Below are 18,883 nucleotides of genomic sequence, written 5' to 3'. Positions count from 1 at the left end.
GATCAGGCCTCGGCTTCCGCAAAAATGCGGGAAACGTCGCCGCCCCAAGCGGTCTCCCAGCGCTGCAACCAGCGCTGCGCCTGGGTGATGCCGGAGTCGGCGATCTCGGCCAGCGGCGCCAGATAGACCTCCTCGCCCAGCCCCCGGGCCTTCAGCCCTTCCCGCGATATCGCCACCGCGTCGCGCGCGACGGCCTGCAGGGTGCGGCCGCGGATGGTGGCGGAGAGCGCCTGCGTCGGCACCGCCTGACGCAGCAGCTTCATCTCCTCAACCGTCCAGTCCCGGATCAGCCCGGCGGCGGCCTTCTGGGCGGCGTCGTCATACAGCAACCCGGTCCAGAAGGCCGGCTTGGCCATCAGCATCGCCGGGCTGCCGGCATCGGCGCCGCGCATTTCCAGGAAGCGCTTCAGGCGGACATCGGTGAAGACCGTGGTGACGTGGTCGGCCCAGTCGCCCATCGTCGGCTCGTGCCCCGCCAGCTTTTCCGCGCGGCCTTCCAGGAAGGCGCGGAAGGACACGCCGGCGGCGTCGATGTACTGGCCGTCCCGCATGATGAAATACATCGGCACGTCGAGGACGAATTCGGCAAACCGCTCGAAGCCGAAACCCTCTTCGAAGACTACGGCCGGGATGCCGGTGCGGTCCGGGTCGGTATCCGTCCAGACCCGCCCGCGAAGCGTCAGAAGGCCGGACGGCTTGCCCTCCAGGAAGGGCGAATTGGCGAACATCGCCGTGGCCAGCGGCTGCAAAGCGAGGGAGATGCGCAGCTTCTCGACCATGTCGGCCTCGTCGCCGAAGTCGAGATTCACCTGCACCGTGCAGGTGCGCAGCATCATGTCGAGGCCCATGCCGCCGACCAGCGGCATATAGCGCCGCATGATCGCGTAGCGGCCCTTGGGCATCCAGGGCATCTCCTCCCGCGTCGCGAGCGGGTGGAAGCCGAGCGGGGCGAAGCCGAGGCCGAGCGGGCCCGCGATCTCATGCACTTCCCGCAGATGATCGGCCAGCTCGACGCGGCCGGCATGCAGATCCTCGACCGGCGCGCCCGAAAGCTCGAACTGCCCGCCCGGCTCCAGGCTCACGGAGCCGCCATCCCGCTTCAGGCCGATGACATTGCCGGCGTCCAGGATCGGTTCCCAGCCCTTGCCCTGGAGCCCCTCCAGCATCGCCTTGATGCCGCCCGGCTCATAGGGCGGCGCGGCGAAGCCATTCCGGGCAAAGCCGAACTTCTCGTGCTCCGTGCCGATCCGCCAGGCGGATTTCGCCTTGCTACCCTGGGCAAACCACTCGGCCAGTTGGCGCGTGGCGGTGATCGGCGTCAGATCGGCCTCGCCGGGATTCGACATGCGCTGCGTTCTCTTCCTGGCGTGCGGCCGAGGCGGGTGCCCCGGCCGATCAGGCCCAATCACCCAGCAGCGCCTGCAGCGCCGCGAGCCCGGCCACCGCCGCGGTCTCGGCCCGGAGAATCCGGGGTCCGAGCGCGGCCGGCACTACAAAGGGCCGCCGACGCAGGTCGTCAAGCTCCGCCACCGTGAAGCCGCCTTCCGGGCCGACCAGCAGGGCGATGGGGGAGCCGGGCGGCACGGGCAAGGCGCGGGGCGGCTCGGCCTGGCTGCGCTCCATCGCCACCACCAGCTTCGGGCCTTTCCAGCCATCCAGCACCCGGTGCAGCGGCTGGGCTTCCACCACCTCCGGCACCGTCAGCCGCTCGCATTGCTCGGCGGCGGCGCGGGCGATGGCGGACAGCCGGATGGCATTGGCGCGGTCCGCGACGCTGCGCTGGGTCAGCACCGGCTGGATCAGGGTGGCGCCCAGCTCCGTCGCCTTTTCCACCACCCAGTCCATCGGCTCCCGCTTCAGGGCGGCGATCACCAGCCGGCATTCGGGCTCCGCCGCCGGGGGGCGGGACTGGATGGTGACGGCGAATCGGGCACGATCCTTGCGGATCGATTCGATGGTGGCCTCCCATTCCCCGTCCCGCGCATTGAACAGCCGCACCGCATCGCCCGGGCCACGCCGCAGCACGGTGCCGATATGATGCGCCTGGCCGGGCGCGGCCTCCACAAGGGCACCCTCGGCCAAAGGCTGATCGACGAACAGGCGGGGGATGGACATGCGGGGCCTCCACGGACAGGTATAGGACGATGAGCGGTTGGACCGATATCCGTGCTTCCGGCTGGGTGGCGCGCCTGCCCCCAGGCTGGCGACCCTATGCGCTGCTGGGCCGCTTCGATCGGCCGATCGGCGCCTGGCTGCTGCTGCTACCCGGCTTCTGGGCTTTTGCGGTGGTGGCGCCGGGATGGGCGGAGGGTTTGCGCCTCGCCCTGCTGTTCACCATCGGTGCCTTCGCCATGCGGGCCGCGGGCTGCGTGGTGAATGACCTGTGGGACCGCGACCTGGACCGCCAGGTGGAACGCACCCGCGGCCGCCCCCTGGCCGCCGGCATGGTCACGCCCTTCCGGGCGCTGGTCTTCCTGGCGGCGCTTTGCGTGGTGGGGCTGCTGGTGCTGGTGCAGCTGCCGCCGGCGGCGATTTATGTGGGCCTCGGCTCTCTGCTGCTGATCGCGCTGTATCCGCTGGCCAAGCGGGTGACGGATTGGCCGCAGGCAGTGCTGGGCCTCGTCTTTTCCTGGGCCGCACCGACCGGCTATGCGGCGGCGACCGGAGGGCTGGACTGGCCGGCGCTGCTTCTTTGGGCCGCCGGCTTCTTCTGGATTTTCGGCTACGACACGATCTATGCGCATCAGGACCGCAAGGATGATGCGAAGGTCGGGGTGCGCAGCACGGCGCTGCGGCTGGGCACCGGGACCGGGCGGTTCCTGAGCCTCTGCTACACGGCGATGATGGTGCTGCTGGTGGCGGCCGGCTGGGTGGCGGGGCTGCACTGGCTGTTCCTGCCGGCGCTGCTGCCGGCCGCGGCGCTGCTGGCGCGGCAGGTGGTGACGCTGGATATCGACGACCCGGCACGCTGCGAGATGCTGTTCCGCTCGAACCGGGAAGTCGGCTTCGCCATCGCTTTGGCCTTCCTGGCCGGACGGCTGTGAGGGACCCGCAAAACTTCATCCTCGCCCATACCGCCGTCGCCCGCCCGGCTTTGGTGCCGGAAATCGCCTTGCACCTCGCCACGGAGATCACCCCGATCTGGCAGGCCACCGAGGCCTGGCTGGCCGAGGAAGGCATCGAGCCGCCCTTCTGGGCCTTCGCCTGGCCAGGAGGCCTCGCTTTGGCCCGCACCGTTCTGGACCAGCCCGGGCTGGTCGCCGGCAAGCGGGTGCTGGATTTCGCCGCGGGCTGCGGCATCGGCGCCATCGCCGCGGCCCTGGCCGGGGCGGCATCGGTGGAGGCGGCGGAAATCGACCCGTTGGCCCTGGCCGCCACCCGGCTGAACGCCGCGCTGAACGGCGTGGACGTGGCAACGCCCGATGGCGACGTGGTGGGAAGCGCCTGTCGCTGGGACCTGATCCTGGCCGGGGACGTCTGCTACGAGGCGCCGATGACGGGCCATATCCTGCCCTGGCTGCGCGCCATGGCCGGCGCGGGGGCGGAGGTCTGGATCGCCGATCCCGGCCGCGCCTATCTGCCCAAGGCCGGCATGACCCTGCTGTCCACCCACCGCGTGGCCACGACGCGGGAGTTGGAGGACCGGGAAGTGCGAGAGGTCACCATCCACCGCCTGCTGCCCTGATGCGCGCGGTGGCGGAGACCGCCCGGCGCTTTCTGGAAGGCATCTGGCCGGACTGGCACCGCCAGCGCGGCTTGATGGTCCCGGCCATCGCCTCCGCCGGCACCTGCGGCCGCTCCGCCGTGTTTCTGGCCCGGGCGCTCCGGGAGGCCGGACATCCGGCGGAGGCCTGCCAGGGCTGGTTTATGGCGCATCGTCATGGCTGGGTCTCGGCGCGCGGCCTGATCCTCGACATCACCGCCGACCAGTTCGGCGCCCCGCCGGTGCTGATTTGCGCCGCGCCAGACCCGCGCTACCGGCCGGGGCCGGACACGGCGGACCCGGCCTTCCAGGCGGCGCGGGAACAGGATGTTGCGGCCATCTGGGACCGCTGGCGCGCCTTCGCCGCCACGACATTGTCTTAACCGCCTGCTGTCATGCTGCGGCCATGCGCCCCCTGCTCCTCCTCTTGGCCCTGATCCTCGCGCTGCCCGCCGCGGCGCAGACCCAGCGCTCCTATGACAATCAGGGCCGTTCGACCGGCCGGGCGGAGACGCGCGGCGACACGACCCGCTACTATGACAACCAGGGCCGCAGCATCGGCCGGTCCGAAACCCGCGACGGCGTTACCCGCCATTACGATGCCCAGGGCCGCTCCACCGGTCGCAGCGAACAGCGCGGCGGCACGGAACGGCATTACGACGCCGAGGGCCGGTCTACCGGCCGCAGCGAGCAGCGCGGCGATACCAGGCGGGACTACGACGCCAGTGGCCGCAGCCAGGGCCGGGCGGAACAGCGGGGCGACACGCAGCGGCTCTACGACGCCCAGGGACGCAGCCAGGGGCGCGTGGAAAAGCGCTGATCAGCGCGTCGCGGCCTCCAGGAAATCAAGCAGCGCCGCCAGTTCCTCGGCATTGCCCACGGTCTGCACCGGCATGCGGGTGCCCGGCGTCACCTGGTCCGGGCCGCGGGTGAACAGATCCGCCACCGTCTCCCGCGTCCAGACGATGTCGCCCCGTGCCAGGCGGTCGGAATAGGCATAGCCGGGCAGTGTGCCCATGCGGCGGCCGAACAGCGCGTGCAGATGCGGACCGGCCATGGGGCCGCCCTCCGCCGTCAGGGCGTGGCAGGCGGCGCAGGCCCGGAACACCCGCGCGCCCTCCGGATGCAGCCCGGCCGGGACCGGATCGGCGGGCGGCGGCCCCTCCAGCGGCCCCATCGGCCGACCGGTCGCGGCATTCCAGCGCCGCACCCGGCGGTCTGTGCCTCCGGTGAACAGGCTGCGCCCATCCGGCGCCCAGGCGACCGACCAGACCGGCAAGCCCGGCCCTTCCAGCGTGTGGCGCAGACGCAGCGCCGCAACCTCCCAGATCGTCACGTTGCCGCCGAAGCCGGCGGCGGCCAGCGCCATGCCGTCCGGGCTGGCGGTGAGGGCCACGATCGGGCGCGGGCTGGCCTGCACCTCCCGCACCCCGCCATCGGGCGCCACCAGCCGCAGCATCCCATCGGCACCGCCCACGGCCAGCACGCCGCCGGGTAGCGCCCAAAGGGCGTTCAGCGGCAGGCCGAATTCGGCGAGGGTCAGCGGCGCCTGCCCTTCCGGCCAGAGGCGCAGTGTGCCGTCGAAGCCGGCGGTCGCCACCAGCCCGTCGCTACGGAAGGCAACGGCGTTCACCTGCCCCTGATGCCCTTGCAGCACCCTGGGCGCGCCACCGCCCGCGAGATCCCAGACCCGCGCCGTGCCGTCCCAGGAAGCGGAGGCCAGGCGCCCGGACTGCACGGCCAACCCCGCCACCGGCCCATAATGTCCCACCAGCACCCGCAGCGGCTGCGCGCCCGGCGCCGGCGGCCACAGCGCCACCTGCCCATCCTCGCCACTGCTGACAAACATCCCGCCCGGCAGGGCGGCGAGGGCGTTCACCGCGCCCTGGTGCCAGCGCACCACCGCCCACGCCTGCGTCGCATCCGGCTGCCACAGGATCATCGCCTGGTCGAAGCCGCCGGAGGCCAGCGTCCCATCCGCCGCCACCGCCAGGGCCCGCACCGGCCCGCCATGCACCGCCTCCTGCGCCGCGGCGGGGGTCAGGCTCAGCAACAAAGCGAGGAGGAGATGGGCGGTTCGCATCCGCAGAGGATGGCGTCTCCGCGCCGCTGGTCTAGCCTCGCCGCGCAAACAGACGGGAATGTGCGCGGATGACCCACGATATCGCGACCGAAGTGTTTTGGGCGCGGCTGACCGCCGCCGAGATCCAGGCCCGCGCCACGGCGGAGACGGTGGTGCTGATCCCCATCGCCTCCATCGAGCAGCACGGGCCGCATCTGGCCGTGGGCGTGGATACGATCCTGGCCGGCGGGGTGGCGGAGCGCACGGCGCGGCGGCTGCTGGCCGCGGGCACCCCGGCCCTGGTCACCCCCACCATCTGGTCGGGCCTCGCCGAGCACCACATGCCCTTCGGCGGCACCATGACGCTCGACCTCGCCACCTTCTCCGCCCTGATCGGCGGCATCGCCCGCAGCGTGGCGCGGCACGGTTTTCGCCGAATTGCCCTGGTCAACGGACATGGCGGCAACACCGAGGCCGTGGCGAGCGCGGCCATCGAGCTGACCCGCAGCCTCGGTGTTCCGGTGGTCGGGCTGACCTATTGGCTGGCCAATGCCGACACCTTCGGCCCGATCCTCGAAACCCAGCCCAATGTCATGCATGCCTGCGAGGCCGAGACCTCCATGATGATGGTGCTGGCCCCCGATTGCGTGCGGGCGGACCGGATCGAGGCCGCGGTGCCGAAGCGCGGCGCGCCCCCCGCCCCGCCCGGCTTCAAGCGCAGCCGCCCCTTCACTGAGATGACGGATACCGGCGTAATCGGTGACCCGCGCACCGCCAGCGCGGCGAAGGGCGAGCGGCTGCTGGAGGCTGCCGCGACCCGCCTGGCGGAGGAATTCGCCCGGCCCGAACTCTGGGCCTGAAACACCATTCCGGGCCCTCAAGCGCCGGGCGGCCCCTCCGGGGCCTTGGCTGCGCCTCACTTGGCGCGGCGCCCGTTCGGGCGCTCGGCCGGCGTTGCCGGCCGCAAGTTCCGCTCAATGAGATTGGGTATTAGCCAATCAGATCGGCGGTGGTGAACTGCGCCTTGGTCAGCCCGTGCAGCAGCACACCATCGCCGCCCCCCAGATCGAAACGCAGCCCGTCGCTGACATTCACCGCCCCGGCGAGCAGCGTGGCGGCGGAGGAGCCGAAGCCGGTCAGGGCGAGGCGGTCCGTACCAGGCAGGAAATCCTCGATCCGGTCGAAGCCGTCGCCCCGTCGCAGCAGGAAGATATCGGCACCGGCACCGCCGACCAGCGTGTCGTTGCCGCCGCGCCCTTCCAGCAGATCCGCCCCCGCGCCGCCTTCCAGCCGATTGGCCAAGGCGTTGCCGAACAACAGGTTGGCGAGATCATTGCCGATGCCCGTGACCCCCCCGCTGGACAGCACCAGCGCATCGACATCGCCGGGCAGCACGACGCTGGGAAGGGCGCCCACCACCGTGTCCACGCCCTCGCCGGGCTGTTCCACCACCAGATCGCCGACATGGTCGATCAGGTAGCGGTCATGCCCGGTGCCGCCCACCAGGGTATCCGCCCCGGCCCCGCCATCCAGCACGTCGTTGCCGGCACGGCCTTCCAGCCGGTCATTGCCGGCGCCGCCCTGCAGATGGTTCATCCCGTCATTGCCGCGCAGCGTATCCGCCCCCGCCCCGCCGATGGCGTTCTCGATCAGCGAGGCCTTGTTGTCCTGGAACAGCAGGGAATTGAAGACATTGCCGTCGGCCAGCTTCTCCTGCCCCACCCGCGTGTCCAGCCGGGCGAGTTGGTCGCGGCTGATGACGGAGGCGCCACCTGGTGCCAGATCCACCGAAACGCCGCCGGCATAGTTCGACAGGTCGTAGGTATCGATGCCGCCGCCATCCCAGATGGTCAGGAACACCCGATTCGCGCCGGGGGCACCCTGGCCCGTGCCGTTGATCAGCATCTCCCCGGTCAGCGCGTTCCAGCTGTAGCGGGTGTTGCCGGCCTGGGCGGTGTAGTCGGCGCCATACAGGTGCTGCAACGCGGCGATGTCCAGCATCATCCAGCTTTGCGCATAGTCATTGGCGCCGTTGGTGTAGCCGGCACCGACCGTCGCCCCGGCATAGGAGCGGTAGGACATGACGGTGTACTGCATCATGTCCCAGGCGACCGGCATGGGCGCGAAGTTGTTCGAATATTCGTGGGGATGCTTCAGGCCCAGCGCATGGCCCAGCTCATGCACCGCCACCGCGAATCCATAGCTGCCGAGGGTCGGGGTCTGGAAGCTGGAGCGGCTGCCGAACCAGACATCTCCGCCCTCCCGCCCATTTGGATAATAGGCCCAGGCGGTGGAGGGGACGGAGGATTTGCCGATGCGGATATCCGCCGTCCAATCCTCCGTGGCCTCCCGCAGGACCAGATTGGTGAAGCCGGTGACGGAGACGCCGGGGCTGCCCGGACCACCCGCGGCCTCCCCCACCAGGATCTTGCGGATGGCGTCGCGCATCATGGCGCTGACCTGGCCGAATCCGCGCGTCGGCTCGCTGGTCCCGTACCAGCTTTCATAATCGGCGCTGCTGTCGGGGAAGGAGAAGGTGACGGCGCTGCCCATGTCCCAGGCATAGCCGCTGAGCACCCCATCGACTCCGGCATGGCCGGAGCCCACCAGTTCGAAGCGCGGCGCGGCCTCCACCGGCTGATCGGCGCGCAGGGCCGAACCGGTGGTCGTGGCTTCCTGGGTTGCCCCCGAGGGGAAGCGGCAGAGCCAGCACATGGCGGGAAGTCCGGATCGTCTGGCGCCTTGGCCCGCAGTCAGGTCTGAAGCCGCTTCCTGCGGCCGGTGACCCATCCCGGTGCCTGCCCTCCGCCTTGTTGCGGGGCTCAGTTGCAGGGCCCGCGCCAGCAGCGCCCTACCCCTTGCTTATGCCGCAGTCCGGTGAACCAGGAATGAATCAGCCACGCGGGGGCAGTTGTGCGCCGGCGCGGCCTGCGCTACCCGATGCGCGCCGGCCGGATGGGGCGTAGCCAAGCGGTAAGGCAGCGGTTTTTGGTACCGCCATTCCCAGGTTCGAATCCTGGCGCCCCAACCAGCCCCTCAGCATGCGGCGGGCGTTTCTTTTTTGAGATCGTCGCCATCCGATCCCTCCGCGCAAGCCGACTACTCGTTGAGGCCCTTGCCGGGATAGGGATGCGTCGCCACCCAGTGCCGGGCAATGTCCACCCGCTTCGCGATCCACACGTCGCGGCGCTGCATCATGTAGTCCAGCAGCCGTTGCAGCCCCGCCGCGCGGGCCGGGTGGCCGATCAGCCGCATATGCAGGCCCACGGACATCATCTTCGGCGTCTTCGCGCCTTCCGCATACAGCATGTCGAAGGCATCGCGCACGAAGGCGAACCACTGGTCCGCATTGCCGGTGACGGCGTTGTACTTGCCGTCATTGTTGGTCAGCGAATAGGGCACCACCAACCGGCCCTGCCCTTCGACCGTGACCCAGAAGGGCAGTTCCTCGCCGTAATAGTCGCTGTCGTACAGGAAGCCGCCATGTTCGGTGACCAGGCGGCGCGTGTTCACCGAGGGTCCGTAGCGGCAGTACCAGCCATCCGGCTTCTGGCCGAGCGTGCATTCCAGGCTGGTGACGGCGCGCGCGATATGCTCGCGTTCCTCCGCCTCCGTCAGCTCGTAATGCTTCACCCAGCGCCAGCCATGGCAGCAGATGTCGTAGCCGGCTTCGCGAATGGCGGCGGCGGCTTCCGGGTTGCGTTCCAGCGCCAGCGCGCAGGCGAAGATCGTAACCGGCAGGCCGCGTTCCTGGAACAGGCGATGCAGCCGCCAGAAGCCGACGCGGCTGCCATATTCGAACATGCCCTCCGCCGCCAGATCGCGCCCTTTCGGGATCGGCGTTGTGCCATTGGATTCGGTGTGGCCGTTTTCCGTATAGCCCTCGCCATCCTGCACGGAGGGCTCCGAGCCCTCCTCGTAGTTGATGACGAAGTTCACCGCGAGCCGCGCGCCGCCCGGCCACTTCGGATCGGGTGGGTTGCCAGCATAGCCGATGTAGTCGCGCTTCACCTCATAGGTCATGCCGCATCTCCATCCAGATCGACGTCGAAGGGGGCGACCTCGACGAATTCCTCATCGGTCGTGGTGCCGTCCTTCCACATGAACACCGCGAAGCGGCCGGGACGGTCCAGGACGGTGAAGGGGTGGTGCCAGACATTGGCACCGTAGGTGACGCCCTGATCCGCGCGCGCCACGAAGGCCTGCGCCCGCGCCATGTCCGGCCCGCCATCCGCCGCATGCGGTGCGACAATCGCGATCCAGCGCCCGCCATCCATCGGCACGAAGGACTGCGAGGAATACTGATGCCGCTCCATCGTCGTGGAGCGCAGCGGCAAGGCCGTTGGCGTCTTGAAGGTGAAGGACAGGCTGGGTGCGGCGGCGGGGCGGTGGCTGGATAGCGCTGCCTCGGTGTAGATCCGGCCCGGGCTGTCGGGGGCGCTCAGCACGTCGCCGAATGCGGCGAAGGCTTCGCTGGTCAGGGGTTTGGCGATCAGGCGCATGTCTCAGCCTCGGCGGTGAAGGAAACGGGCGAACCGGCACGGCGCCCCGCCGTCTTCTGGCATATCGCATCAGACGTCACGACCACCGCCCTCATCCTGATCCCCTGCTCAATAGACACGCACCCTCTCCGCCGCAATGTCCGACGAATGTGCAGGCGACCCGCCCCGCACCCATAATGCCGCAAAAATCGGCTACCGCCACGGCAGCTGCCGGCTATGTGTCCCTCCGAATGCACGGTCGCTCACGCGGCCTATTCCGGACGCGGCATTCGCCTGCCATCTGCATGATTGATCAAGGGAGAGACTGCATAATGCGCCTCAAGGACAAGGTCGTCATCGTCACCGGCGGCGCATCGGGCATCGGCCGCGCCATTTCCATACTTTTCGCCAAGGAAGGCGCCACAGTCGCCATCGGCGATCTGACGGAGGATGTGAAGGAAGGCGGCGAGCCGACGCACAGCCTGATCGCGCAATCCGGCGGCACCGCGCGCTTCCATCGTTGTGACGTCTCGAAATGGGACGACATCGACGCGCTGGTGACGAAGACCGTGGCGGAATTCGGCAAGCTCGACGTCATCGTCAACAATGCCGCGACGCTCGGCAGCGCGACCAAGCTGTTGGAGACGAGCGAGGCCGATTGGGATCATGTGATGGCGGTGAATGCGAAGGGCGTGTTCTTCGGCTGCAAGCGCGCGATCCAGCAATTCCTGACCCAGCCCGTGATCGGCGACGCGCGCGGGCGGATCGTCAATATCTCGTCCCAGCACGGCATGGTCTGCGCGCCGGGCAAGATCGCCTATGGCACCGGCAAGGCGGCGGCGGTGTACATCACGCGCCAAGTCGCGGTGGACTACGCCGAGGACTTCATCATCTGTAACGCGGTGGCGCCAGGCCGCATCCTGACGGGCAAACCGCTGGGTGGGCCTGGCTCTGACCCGTTGGAGTATTCCAGGTCGCGCACACCGATGCCGCGCCTTGGCCGGCCCGGCGACATCGCCAGCGCCGCGCTGTTCCTGGCCAGCGACGACGCCACCTACATCACCGGACACAACCTGATGGTTGATGGCGGCTGGATGGCTTATTGAGGCTCAGGGGTCGGTCCTTCGCCGCCTTACCCCAGCAGGTGCAGTTCCGAAGCGAAGCTGAACGCCGTCGGGGCGAAGTCGTCATTGCGGATGAGGCCGCTGGCGCTGCCATCGCCGATGGCCGCGCCAACCGGTGCGAACAGCGTCAGCAGAAAACCCTCATTGCCCTCCGGCACGGCGTCGCGGAGCACGCGCACCTTGATGATCTGGAGGTTGGACCCGGTGGACGTGCCGCCCGGCCGCGCGGTGACCGTACTGCCGCGGGTATCGACATCCGCCCAATAGGCGGCGATCAGCGGATTCGCGGTGTTGCCGGTGATCGCCGAGGGCGTGTAGTTCCCGATCGGGCCGGTAAAGGTCAGGTTGCCATTGTTGTTGAGATACAGGCCGGTGTAGCTGACCCCGAAGAAGTTGATCCCCTGGCTGCCGAAGACGCTCCGCAGGTCGATAAAGCCGGTGGAGCTGTCATCGTTCCTGACCAGGAAGGATTCCCCGAAGCCGGCGGAACCACCAAGATTGTTCACAAGCGAGGTTGGAAAGACCGCGACTCCAGATGTGACCGGATGGATGGAGATCCGCCCCCCTGCATATCTGGTTCGGCCGGGTGGGCTGAACATGCGCGCAGGGCGGTGCGGACGCTCATTTATTACCGAAACGTTAACCAGAAATGGTGTCGGCTTCAATGAATTGTTTTGCGACAGAGGGTCGATTTCGCACGAGGCGCCTTCGGCGTAGGCAGACGAGATTCGGCCTTCGCGTCGGCTGGAGGCCGTGGATTATGGATGTTCCAAGACTTGTCGCAGATGTGAGGCTGTAACCAACCGACTCCTGCCAAGCCGCGCCGCGTTGTGTCCGCAGAGATACCCCGTGGGGCGACAGCAGACATGTTTCAGCGCATCGATGAGACGTTGGCCAATTCAGTTTCCTTCGGCGGAACGCGCTCCAAGGGAGCCTTGCCGCGGGCGACTGGCCAGACCTCGCCCATTGGTGCCCGCCCCTCGACCCTGCTTTGCCTTTCCCATCTGCGCTGGGACTTCGTCTATCAGCGGCCGCAGCACCTGATGACGCGCGCCGCCCGTACCCAGGAAGTGATCTTCTTCGAGGAGCCCATCTTCAGGCCCGGGATCATCCCCCGGCTGGAGCTCTCAAAGACCGATGGTGGTGTCATCGTCGCGGTGCCAATGCTGCCGGAAGGCCTGCCGCCGAACATGGTGGTGGGCCAGCAACGCAGCATGCTGGATGACCTGCTGGTCAGCCGGACCGATCGCCACCTCACCGCGTGGTTCTACACGCCCATGGCGCTGTCCTTCGCCAGCGACCTCGCAGCCGACGTCATCGTCTATGACTGCATGGACGAGCTCTCCGCCTTCCGTGGCGCGCCGCCGGCCATGCTGCGGATGGAACAGGCGCTGATCGACCGCGCCGACCTGGTCTTCACGGGCGGCCGCAGCCTGTATGAGGCGAAGCGCGGGCGGCACCCGCGCGTCCATTGCTTCCCCTCCTCGATCGACACGGCGCATTTCGGCCAGGCACGCGCCGACCTGCCGGAGCCGGAGGCGCTGAAGGGTCTGCCGCATCCGCGCATCGGCTTCTTCGGCGTGGTCGATGAACGCATGGACCTCGACCTCGTCGCGGAATTCGCCGCGCGCCGCCGCGACTGGTCCGTGGTGATCGTTGGCCCCGTGGTCAAGATCGATCCGGCCCAGTTGCCGCAGGGGCCGAACCTGTTCTGGCTGGGTGGGCGCAGCTACGGAGATCTGCCGGCCTGCCTCGCGCATTGGGATCTGGGCTTCATGCCCTTCGCGCTAAACGAAAGCACGCGCTTCATCAGCCCGACCAAGACGCCGGAATTCCTCGCCGCCGGCCTTCCGGTGGTGTCGACGCCCGTGGTCGATGTGGTGCGCGACTATGGCGAGGCGGGGCTGGTTGAGATCGCCGAGAATGCCGAGCAGATGGTCGCCCATGCCGATGCCTTGCTGCATCGCCCGCGGGCTTCCTGGCTTGCGAAAGTGGATGCGCAGCTCGCGACCAATTCCTGGGACCTGACCTGGGACCGCATGTCCGCCCTGATCGGCGCGGCGGCGAGAGCGTCGCGGAAGCCGCAACCCGTCGCTGGCGGTGGTCCGATCGTCAACGCGGTCGCGGCAGGCGTTCCCCATGTTTGATTGGCTCGTCGTCGGCGCCGGTTTCGCCGGCTCCGTCCTGGCGGAGCGTCTGGCGCGGGAACGTGGCGACCGCGTGCTGGTCATCGATAAGCGCGACCATATCGGTGGCAACGCCTATGATCATCCCGATGCGGCCGGCGTTCTGATTCATCGCTACGGGCCGCATATCTTCCACACCAATAGCGAGGCGGTCTTCGCGCATCTGTCGCGCTTCACCGATTGGCGCCCCTACGAGCATCGCGTCCTCGCCGAGGTTCGCAGCCCGATCACCGGTGCCGCGGTGCAGGTGCCGATGCCGATCAACCTCGACACCATCAACAGGCTGTATGGCCTGACACTGACCGAGGCGGAGCTGGAAGACTGGTTCGCCAACCGCGCGGAACAGGTGAGCGAGGTCCGGACCTCCGAGGACGTCGTCGTCGGCAAGGTGGGGCGCGAGCTCTATGAACTGTTCTTCCAGGGCTATACCCGCAAGCAATGGGCGCTGGACCCCAGCGAGCTCGACAAGTCTGTCACCTCCCGCGTGCCCACGCGTACCAATCGCGACGACCGCTACTTCACCGACCAGTTCCAGGCGATGCCGAAGCAGGGCTACACGGCGATGTTCGAGCGCATGCTCGACCATCCGGGAATCACCGTCGAGACCGGCATGGATTTCGCCGAGGCGCGCCGGCGCTTCCGCTTCCGCCGCGTCATCTGGACCGGCCCGGTCGATGAGTATTTTGGTTTCCGCCACGGCAAGCTGCCCTACCGCAGCCTCCGCTTCCAGCATGAGACACACGACCAGGAATGGGCGCTGCCGACAGGCACGGTGAACCACCCCGCGGAGGCGACGCCCTATACCCGCGTGTCCGAATACAAGCACATGACCGGGCAGGCGCATCCGAAGACCAGCATCACTTACGAATTTCCAAGCGCGGAGGGCGACCCGTACTACCCCATCCCCCGGCCGGAAAATCAGGCGCTCTACAAATGCTACGAAGCATTGGCGGATGCGGAGGCTGATACTTGGTTCGTCGGGCGCCTCGCCACTTATCGCTACTACAACATGGACCAGGTGGTGGCGCAGGCCCTGACGACTTTCCGTCGCATTGACGCCGCGCTGCCCCGGGAATCCGCATCGGAGCCAGTCCTTGCCGCTGGCACTTAAAGCCGACCGCGCGGCGTGCCTGTTTCCCAGCTTCTTCCTCGGCGGCTTCGAATGTTCGGCGCATCGGCGCTCCGATGGTCGCCGGCTGGACCTGATCGCCTCCACCCGCCACGACCTGCTGGCGGAGGAGGATTATGCGGCGATTGCGCGACACGGTCTGCTCGGCGCGCGTGATGCCGCGCGCTGGCACCTGATCGAGCGCATCCCCGGCGAATATGACTGGTCCTCGCTGCTGCCGGTCGTCCGCGCCGCGAAGAAGGCCGGGGTGCGGGTGGCCTGGGATCTTTGCCATTACGGCTATCCCGATCATCTGCATCCGCTGAGCGATGGCTTCGCGGAGGCTATGGCGCGCTATGCCGAAGCGCTCGCACGCTTCCTGCTTCAGGAAGAGGGCGCGCCGCCGATCCTGTGTCCGGTGAACGAGATTTCCTTCTGGGCCTGGGCCGGAGGTGAGGTGGCGCATTTCAATCCTGGCCTGCGGAACCAGGGGGACGTGCTGAAGAACAAGCTGGTGGAGGCCTTCCTGCAAGCAGGGCGCGCGGCCCGCCAGGCGGTTCCGGGCACCATGCTGATCGCCGTCGATCCGCTGATCCATGTCGTGCCGAGCCGTCCGCAGGACAGCGCCATCGCGCGGGCGCAGGACGCCTCGCAATGGGAAGCCTGGGACGCGCTGCTGGGGCGGGCGCGGCCCGAGCTGGGCGGTGGCCCCGAAGGCTTCGACGTGATGGGCGTGAACTACTACTGGAACAACCAGTGGGAACGGCAAGGCCAGTCCGGCCGTACCATCCGCATCGGTGACCCACGCCACCGCCCCTTCCGCGAACTGCTGCTGGCCGCGCAGGCTCGCCATGGGCGCCCGATCATGGTGGCGGAGACCAGCATCGAAGGCACGCCGCGCGCCGCCTGGCTGCGCTACATCGGAAATGAAGTCCGCGCCGCCATGCGCCTCGGCGTGCCGGTTCAGGGCATTTGTCTTTATCCCGTGGTGTCGCATCCCGGCTGGGACGACGACCGCTACTGCCCGAACGGATTGTTCGAGATGCAGCCCCTGCATGGCCGCCGCCCGGTGGTCGTGCCCTTGGCAGGCGAGTTGCGGCGCCAGCAGGCGCTGTTCGACACCTTCCTGTCCGGACAGGATGTGGCGGACGAGCCGGATGCCGCGGCCGCCTTCGGCGCAGCCTGGCAGGAGGCGGAAGCGAAGCGGTTGGCGGCCGCCGAAAGCCGGCTGAAGGGCTAGGACCCCGCTACACCGTCTCCCCCGCCCATTGCCCGTCCCGCACCGCCGAAAGCAGCAGGCGCGGCGCCACCGCATCGCCAATCCGAAGCGTCACCATCCCCGCCTTCGCCAGCGCGGCCTCCAGCCCGGCACGCGGGCGACGTGGTGTGGACCAGGTGAACAGCGCCACATCCGGCACCACCATCTCCCGCCCCGTCAGGATGTGGCGGATGCGCAACCGGCCATCCGCGAAATCCACCGGCTCGCGATGGATCAGCAACTCGATGCGCGGCTCGGCCGCGGCCAGGCGGCGCTGCACGCCCTGGCCGTAGATCGCCGGCACGTCGCGCGCGATGGCATCGCGCGGCGTCAGCAGCAGCAGCCTGTCGAAACGCGCCAGCAGCAGTTCGGCGGCGGCATAGGTGGCGGCGGTGTGGTCGTGGTCGTAGAGCACGGCGAGCCCGCCGCGTGGCGCCTGCTCCGCCGACAGCTCCGCCAACGCGCCACGAAGATCCTGCCCGCCGCCGGTCATGCGCCGGGGTGGGACCATCTCCGCACCCGTCGCCAGGACCACCACATCCGGCTCCAGCGCCTGGATATCGGCGACGCTGCCGCCCTGGTGCCGCGTGACACCAGCCGCGGCCGCACGCCGCTCCAGATAGGCGAGGAAGCTCGCGATATCCTCGCAGCCCGGCAGCGCCGCATGCAGCCGCGCCGCGCCCCCGGCCTCCGCGCGTGCGGAAAGCAGCGTCACTCGGTGCCCGCGTTCCGCCGCCACCGACGCCGCCTGCAATCCCGCCACGCCGGCACCAACCACGACGACATGGCGAGGCACCTCCGCAGCCGCTGGCGGCGGCGCCGCATCGGCGGGTGTGCCGCCGCGGGGGTTGACGCTGCAGCCGATGGTGCTGGCGCGGTCGATCTCGCCCCAGCAGGCGTTGCAGTAGATGCAGGGGCGAATGTCCGGAACGCGTCCCGCCGCCACCTTGGCCGGCCATTGCGGATCGGCCAGCAGCGGTCGTGCCAGCATCACCATCTGCGCGTCGCCCGAGTCCAGCAGCGCCTCCGCCATCTCCGGCCCCATGATGCGGCCGATGGCGGCGATCGGCACATCCCCCGCCGCCTGGCGCAGTGGCGCCCAGGCGGCGCGGAAGGGCATCGGCGCCTCATGCATGTCGGGCGCGTGCATCCACAGGCTGGGCCCGTGGCTGCCCTGGCTGAAGCTGAGCAGGTCCGGCGGTACATCCGCCACGATCGCCGCCACCAGCCGCGCCGCCTCCGCGGGGTCGATGGAATCGGGTACCCCATCATCCGCCGGCATCTTCACGCCGAGGATGAAGCCGGCGCCGCAGCGCGCGCGGATCGCCGACAGGATGGCGCGGGTGAAAGCGCTGCGCCCCTGCGCATCGCCGCCCCAGCGATCCTCCCGCAGATTGGTCACCGGTGAGAGGAATTGCAGCGGCAGGAAGCCATGCGCCGCGGAAATCTCGACGCCGGAGAAGCCGGCACGCTGAAGGCGCGCGGCGCTGTCCGCATATTCCTCGACCAGCCCTTCCACCTCGCCCGAGGTCAGGGCGCGCGGTACGGTCCAGGACGCCGCATCGACCACCGCGGAAGGCCCGATGGCGCTGAGCGAGCGCGCATCGCGATGCGCATTGCCCGCATGCCAAAGCTGCCCCAGCAGCGCCGCGCCCTGCCCCTCCACGGCCGCGGCCAGGCGTTGCAGCCCGTCGAACTGCGCCTCGTCCCACACCGCCACGCGCGCCGGCACGGCGGCGGAGCGGCAGGCGGCCAACGCTTCCGTCACCACCATCCCGGCACCGCCGGCAGCGCGCGCGGACAGATGCGCGATCAACGCCTCCGTCACCGCGCCGTCGCGCGGCATGCGCGTGGTCATGGCGCCAAAGCCGATGCGATTGCGCAGGCGGCGCCCCGCGAGTTCGAAGGCGCCCAGCAGGCGCGGGAAGCTGTGCGTCACTCAGCCGGCCGCCGCACCGGAAACCTCGACCGCCCGGCGCCACTTCTCCAACTCCTGCCGATGGATCGTGGCGGCATCCTCTGCCGTGGTACCGGTGACGGTGGCGCCCAGTTCCGACAGCCGCGTGCGGATCGCAGGCTTGGCGAGCGTGGTGCGGATTTCCGCCGACAGCTTCTCTATGATCGGCCCGGGCGTGCCGCTGGGCGCGAACAGCATGACCCAGGCGCCGGCATCGAAGCCCGGCACCGTTTCCGCCACCGCCGGCACATCCGGCATCAGCGACGAACGTTCGGCGCCGGTCACCGCGATGGCGCGCAGCTTACCCTCCGCCAGGAAGCTCGGCACGGTCAGAATCCCCTCGATGCACATCTGCACATCATTGGACATGATGGCCTGCAAGGTGACCAGCCCGCCGCGATAGGGCACATGGGTGGCGTTCAGCCCCGTGGCGGCGCGCAGCATTTCCATGCCGAGATGGTTGGTGGCCCCGATGCCGGAGGAGGCATAGTTCAGCCGCCCCGGATTGGCCTTCGAATACGCCACCAGCTCCGCCAGGTTGCGCACCGGCAGGTTCGGTGAGACCACCAGCACCTGCGGGAAGGTGACCATATGCGTCACCGCCGCGAAATCGCGCTGCACGTCATAGGTCAGGTTGCGGAGCATCGCCGGACCGATGGCCATATTGCCCGGCGAGCCGACCAGGAAGGTATCGCCATCCGGCCGCGCACGGGCCGCGACCTCCGTACCGATGCTGCCGCCGGCACCGGTGCGACTTTCAACGATGAAGGGCTGGCCAAGCCGCTCCGTCAGATCCTGCGCCACAAGCCGGGCCACAACATCGACCGCGGAGCCCGGGGTGAAGGGAAAGATCCAACGCACAGGACCGCGCGGCCAGACGGGTTGCGATAATGCAGACGAGGCCAGAAGCGCGGCGGCACTGACGATCAGGCCGCGACGGCCCAGGGTGTTGGGGTCCATGGCATCGTTCCTCCGCTGCGGCGCGCTTCGAACGGCGCGCCTGT

The 18,883-nt window shown here is 69.0% G+C and carries 18 protein-coding genes and 1 tRNA gene; 10 read left to right on the top strand and 9 right to left on the bottom strand.

All coding sequences use genetic code 11. From position 1 onward, the window contains the following. Nucleotides 1-2 precede the first annotated feature (2 nt). Together ACVFYP_RS02645 and ACVFYP_RS02640 are read right to left on the bottom strand one after the other, a co-directional pair. Complete coding sequence (locus tag ACVFYP_RS02645; protein WP_499198571.1) at nucleotides 3-1,346, bottom strand: glutamate--cysteine ligase; 1,344 nt, start codon at nucleotides 1,344-1,346, stop codon at nucleotides 3-5. A gap of 49 nt (nucleotides 1,347-1,395) precedes the next feature. Next, complete coding sequence (locus tag ACVFYP_RS02640; protein ID WP_499198570.1) at nucleotides 1,396-2,115, bottom strand: 16S rRNA (uracil(1498)-N(3))-methyltransferase; 720 nt, start codon at nucleotides 2,113-2,115, stop codon at nucleotides 1,396-1,398. A 29-nt stretch (nucleotides 2,116-2,144) separates the two neighbouring features. Here ACVFYP_RS02640 and ubiA point away from each other — a divergent pair, with 29 nt between their 5' ends. The 4 genes from ubiA to ACVFYP_RS02620 are packed head-to-tail and all read left to right on the top strand — an operon-like array spanning nucleotide 2,145 to nucleotide 4,523. After that, nucleotides 2,145-3,044 carry a 4-hydroxybenzoate octaprenyltransferase gene (ubiA, locus tag ACVFYP_RS02635; RefSeq protein WP_499198569.1) on the top strand — a complete coding sequence of 300 codons (900 nt, stop codon included), beginning with the start codon at nucleotides 2,145-2,147 and terminating at the stop codon, nucleotides 3,042-3,044. Then, the gene (locus ACVFYP_RS02630) at nucleotides 3,041-3,685 is read left to right on the top strand and encodes a class I SAM-dependent methyltransferase (protein WP_499198568.1); all 645 of its coding nucleotides are present in this window, start codon (nucleotides 3,041-3,043) and stop codon (nucleotides 3,683-3,685) included. The genes ubiA and ACVFYP_RS02630 overlap by 4 nt, the downstream gene beginning before the upstream one ends. Before the next feature lie 8 nt (nucleotides 3,686-3,693). Next, nucleotides 3,694-4,086: a hypothetical protein gene (locus ACVFYP_RS02625; protein ID WP_499198567.1), complete on the top strand. Its 393-nt coding sequence runs from the start codon at nucleotides 3,694-3,696 to the stop codon at nucleotides 4,084-4,086. A 23-nt stretch (nucleotides 4,087-4,109) separates the two neighbouring features. Next, complete coding sequence (locus ACVFYP_RS02620; RefSeq protein WP_499198566.1) at nucleotides 4,110-4,523, top strand: hypothetical protein; 414 nt, start codon at nucleotides 4,110-4,112, stop codon at nucleotides 4,521-4,523. Here ACVFYP_RS02620 and ACVFYP_RS02615 read toward each other — a convergent pair whose 3' ends face one another. Next, nucleotides 4,524-5,786, bottom strand: a complete 1,263-nt coding sequence (locus tag ACVFYP_RS02615) for a c-type cytochrome (protein ID WP_499198565.1) — start codon at nucleotides 5,784-5,786, stop codon at nucleotides 4,524-4,526. Nucleotides 5,787-5,854: 68 nt separating this feature from the next. Between ACVFYP_RS02615 and ACVFYP_RS02610 the strand changes: the two genes are divergently transcribed. Next, nucleotides 5,855-6,625: a creatininase family protein gene (locus tag ACVFYP_RS02610; RefSeq protein ID WP_499198564.1), complete on the top strand. Its 771-nt coding sequence runs from the start codon at nucleotides 5,855-5,857 to the stop codon at nucleotides 6,623-6,625. Between the two features lie 130 nt (nucleotides 6,626-6,755). Here ACVFYP_RS02610 and ACVFYP_RS02605 read toward each other — a convergent pair whose 3' ends face one another. Next, entirely contained in the window at nucleotides 6,756-8,480 is a 1,725-nt protein-coding gene (locus tag ACVFYP_RS02605) for a M10 family metallopeptidase (RefSeq protein ID WP_499198563.1), read from the bottom strand. A gap of 241 nt (nucleotides 8,481-8,721) precedes the next feature. Between ACVFYP_RS02605 and ACVFYP_RS02600 the strand changes: the two genes are divergently transcribed. After that, nucleotides 8,722-8,796, top strand: a tRNA-Gln gene (locus ACVFYP_RS02600). Nucleotides 8,797-8,864: 68 nt separating this feature from the next. On the opposite strand, the gene ACVFYP_RS02595 is transcribed toward ACVFYP_RS02600, so the two are convergent. Both ACVFYP_RS02595 and ACVFYP_RS02590 read right to left on the bottom strand, forming a co-directional pair. Next, entirely contained in the window at nucleotides 8,865-9,788 is a 924-nt protein-coding gene (locus ACVFYP_RS02595) for a polysaccharide deacetylase family protein (protein ID WP_499198562.1), read from the bottom strand. Next, nucleotides 9,785-10,267, bottom strand: coding sequence for an ureidoglycolate lyase (locus tag ACVFYP_RS02590; protein WP_499198561.1), 483 nt, complete (start codon nucleotides 10,265-10,267; stop codon nucleotides 9,785-9,787). Before ACVFYP_RS02590 ends, ACVFYP_RS02595 begins: the two co-directional genes overlap by 4 nt. Before the next feature lie 311 nt (nucleotides 10,268-10,578). On the opposite strand from ACVFYP_RS02590, the gene ACVFYP_RS02585 reads away from it, so the two are divergent. Then, nucleotides 10,579-11,352: an SDR family NAD(P)-dependent oxidoreductase gene (locus tag ACVFYP_RS02585; RefSeq protein ID WP_499198560.1), complete on the top strand. Its 774-nt coding sequence runs from the start codon at nucleotides 10,579-10,581 to the stop codon at nucleotides 11,350-11,352. A gap of 26 nt (nucleotides 11,353-11,378) precedes the next feature. Here ACVFYP_RS02585 and ACVFYP_RS02580 read toward each other — a convergent pair whose 3' ends face one another. Beyond that, the gene (locus tag ACVFYP_RS02580) at nucleotides 11,379-11,876 is read right to left on the bottom strand and encodes a nidogen-like domain-containing protein (protein WP_499198559.1); all 498 of its coding nucleotides are present in this window, start codon (nucleotides 11,874-11,876) and stop codon (nucleotides 11,379-11,381) included. A gap of 360 nt (nucleotides 11,877-12,236) precedes the next feature. Here ACVFYP_RS02580 and ACVFYP_RS02575 point away from each other — a divergent pair, with 360 nt between their 5' ends. Genes ACVFYP_RS02575 through ACVFYP_RS02565 form a run of 3 tightly spaced genes read left to right on the top strand, consistent with a single transcriptional unit; the run spans nucleotide 12,237 to nucleotide 15,904 of the window. After that, complete coding sequence (locus tag ACVFYP_RS02575; protein ID WP_499198558.1) at nucleotides 12,237-13,517, top strand: glycosyltransferase; 1,281 nt, start codon at nucleotides 12,237-12,239, stop codon at nucleotides 13,515-13,517. Next, the gene (gene glf / locus ACVFYP_RS02570; RefSeq protein ID WP_499198557.1) at nucleotides 13,510-14,667 is read left to right on the top strand and encodes a UDP-galactopyranose mutase; all 1,158 of its coding nucleotides are present in this window, start codon (nucleotides 13,510-13,512) and stop codon (nucleotides 14,665-14,667) included. The genes ACVFYP_RS02575 and glf overlap by 8 nt, the downstream gene beginning before the upstream one ends. After that, nucleotides 14,651-15,904, top strand: a complete 1,254-nt coding sequence (locus ACVFYP_RS02565; protein WP_499198556.1) for a hypothetical protein — start codon at nucleotides 14,651-14,653, stop codon at nucleotides 15,902-15,904. The genes glf and ACVFYP_RS02565 overlap by 17 nt, the downstream gene beginning before the upstream one ends. A 7-nt stretch (nucleotides 15,905-15,911) precedes the next feature. Here ACVFYP_RS02565 and ACVFYP_RS02560 read toward each other — a convergent pair whose 3' ends face one another. Next, nucleotides 15,912-17,861 (bottom strand): oxidoreductase, encoded by a 1,950-nt coding sequence (locus tag ACVFYP_RS02560; protein ID WP_499198555.1) that lies wholly within the window; start codon nucleotides 17,859-17,861, stop codon nucleotides 15,912-15,914. Further along, complete coding sequence (locus ACVFYP_RS02555) at nucleotides 17,862-18,839, bottom strand: Bug family tripartite tricarboxylate transporter substrate binding protein (protein WP_499198554.1); 978 nt, start codon at nucleotides 18,837-18,839, stop codon at nucleotides 17,862-17,864. Nucleotides 18,840-18,883 lie beyond the last annotated feature (44 nt).

This window comes from Roseomonas sp. F4, assembly GCF_053891155.1.
Note: the sequence above shows the minus strand (reverse complement) of the source record. Positions and strands in the feature narration are given on the sequence as shown.

Bases quoted from the DNA above. Each gene is read 5' to 3' on its own strand.
- ACVFYP_RS02645 (WP_499198571.1), bottom strand. From the start codon at position 1,346: ATGTCGAATCCCGGCGAGGCCGATCTGACGCCGATCACCGCCACGCGC.
- ACVFYP_RS02640 (WP_499198570.1), bottom strand. From the start codon at position 2,115: ATGTCCATCCCCCGCCTGTTCGTCGATCAGCCTTTGGCCGAGGGTGCC.
- ubiA (WP_499198569.1), top strand. From the start codon at position 2,145: ATGAGCGGTTGGACCGATATCCGTGCTTCCGGCTGGGTGGCGCGCCTG.
- ACVFYP_RS02620 (WP_499198566.1), top strand. From the start codon at position 4,110: ATGCGCCCCCTGCTCCTCCTCTTGGCCCTGATCCTCGCGCTGCCCGCC.
- ACVFYP_RS02615 (WP_499198565.1), bottom strand. From the start codon at position 5,786: ATGCGAACCGCCCATCTCCTCCTCGCTTTGTTGCTGAGCCTGACCCCC.
- ACVFYP_RS02610 (WP_499198564.1), top strand. From the start codon at position 5,855: ATGACCCACGATATCGCGACCGAAGTGTTTTGGGCGCGGCTGACCGCC.
- ACVFYP_RS02605 (WP_499198563.1), bottom strand. From the start codon at position 8,480: ATGTGCTGGCTCTGCCGCTTCCCCTCGGGGGCAACCCAGGAAGCCACG.
- ACVFYP_RS02595 (WP_499198562.1), bottom strand. From the start codon at position 9,788: ATGACCTATGAGGTGAAGCGCGACTACATCGGCTATGCTGGCAACCCA.
- ACVFYP_RS02590 (WP_499198561.1), bottom strand. From the start codon at position 10,267: ATGCGCCTGATCGCCAAACCCCTGACCAGCGAAGCCTTCGCCGCATTC.
- ACVFYP_RS02585 (WP_499198560.1), top strand. From the start codon at position 10,579: ATGCGCCTCAAGGACAAGGTCGTCATCGTCACCGGCGGCGCATCGGGC.
- ACVFYP_RS02575 (WP_499198558.1), top strand. From the start codon at position 12,237: ATGTTTCAGCGCATCGATGAGACGTTGGCCAATTCAGTTTCCTTCGGC.
- glf (WP_499198557.1), top strand. From the start codon at position 13,510: ATGTTTGATTGGCTCGTCGTCGGCGCCGGTTTCGCCGGCTCCGTCCTG.
- ACVFYP_RS02555 (WP_499198554.1), bottom strand. From the start codon at position 18,839: ATGGACCCCAACACCCTGGGCCGTCGCGGCCTGATCGTCAGTGCCGCC.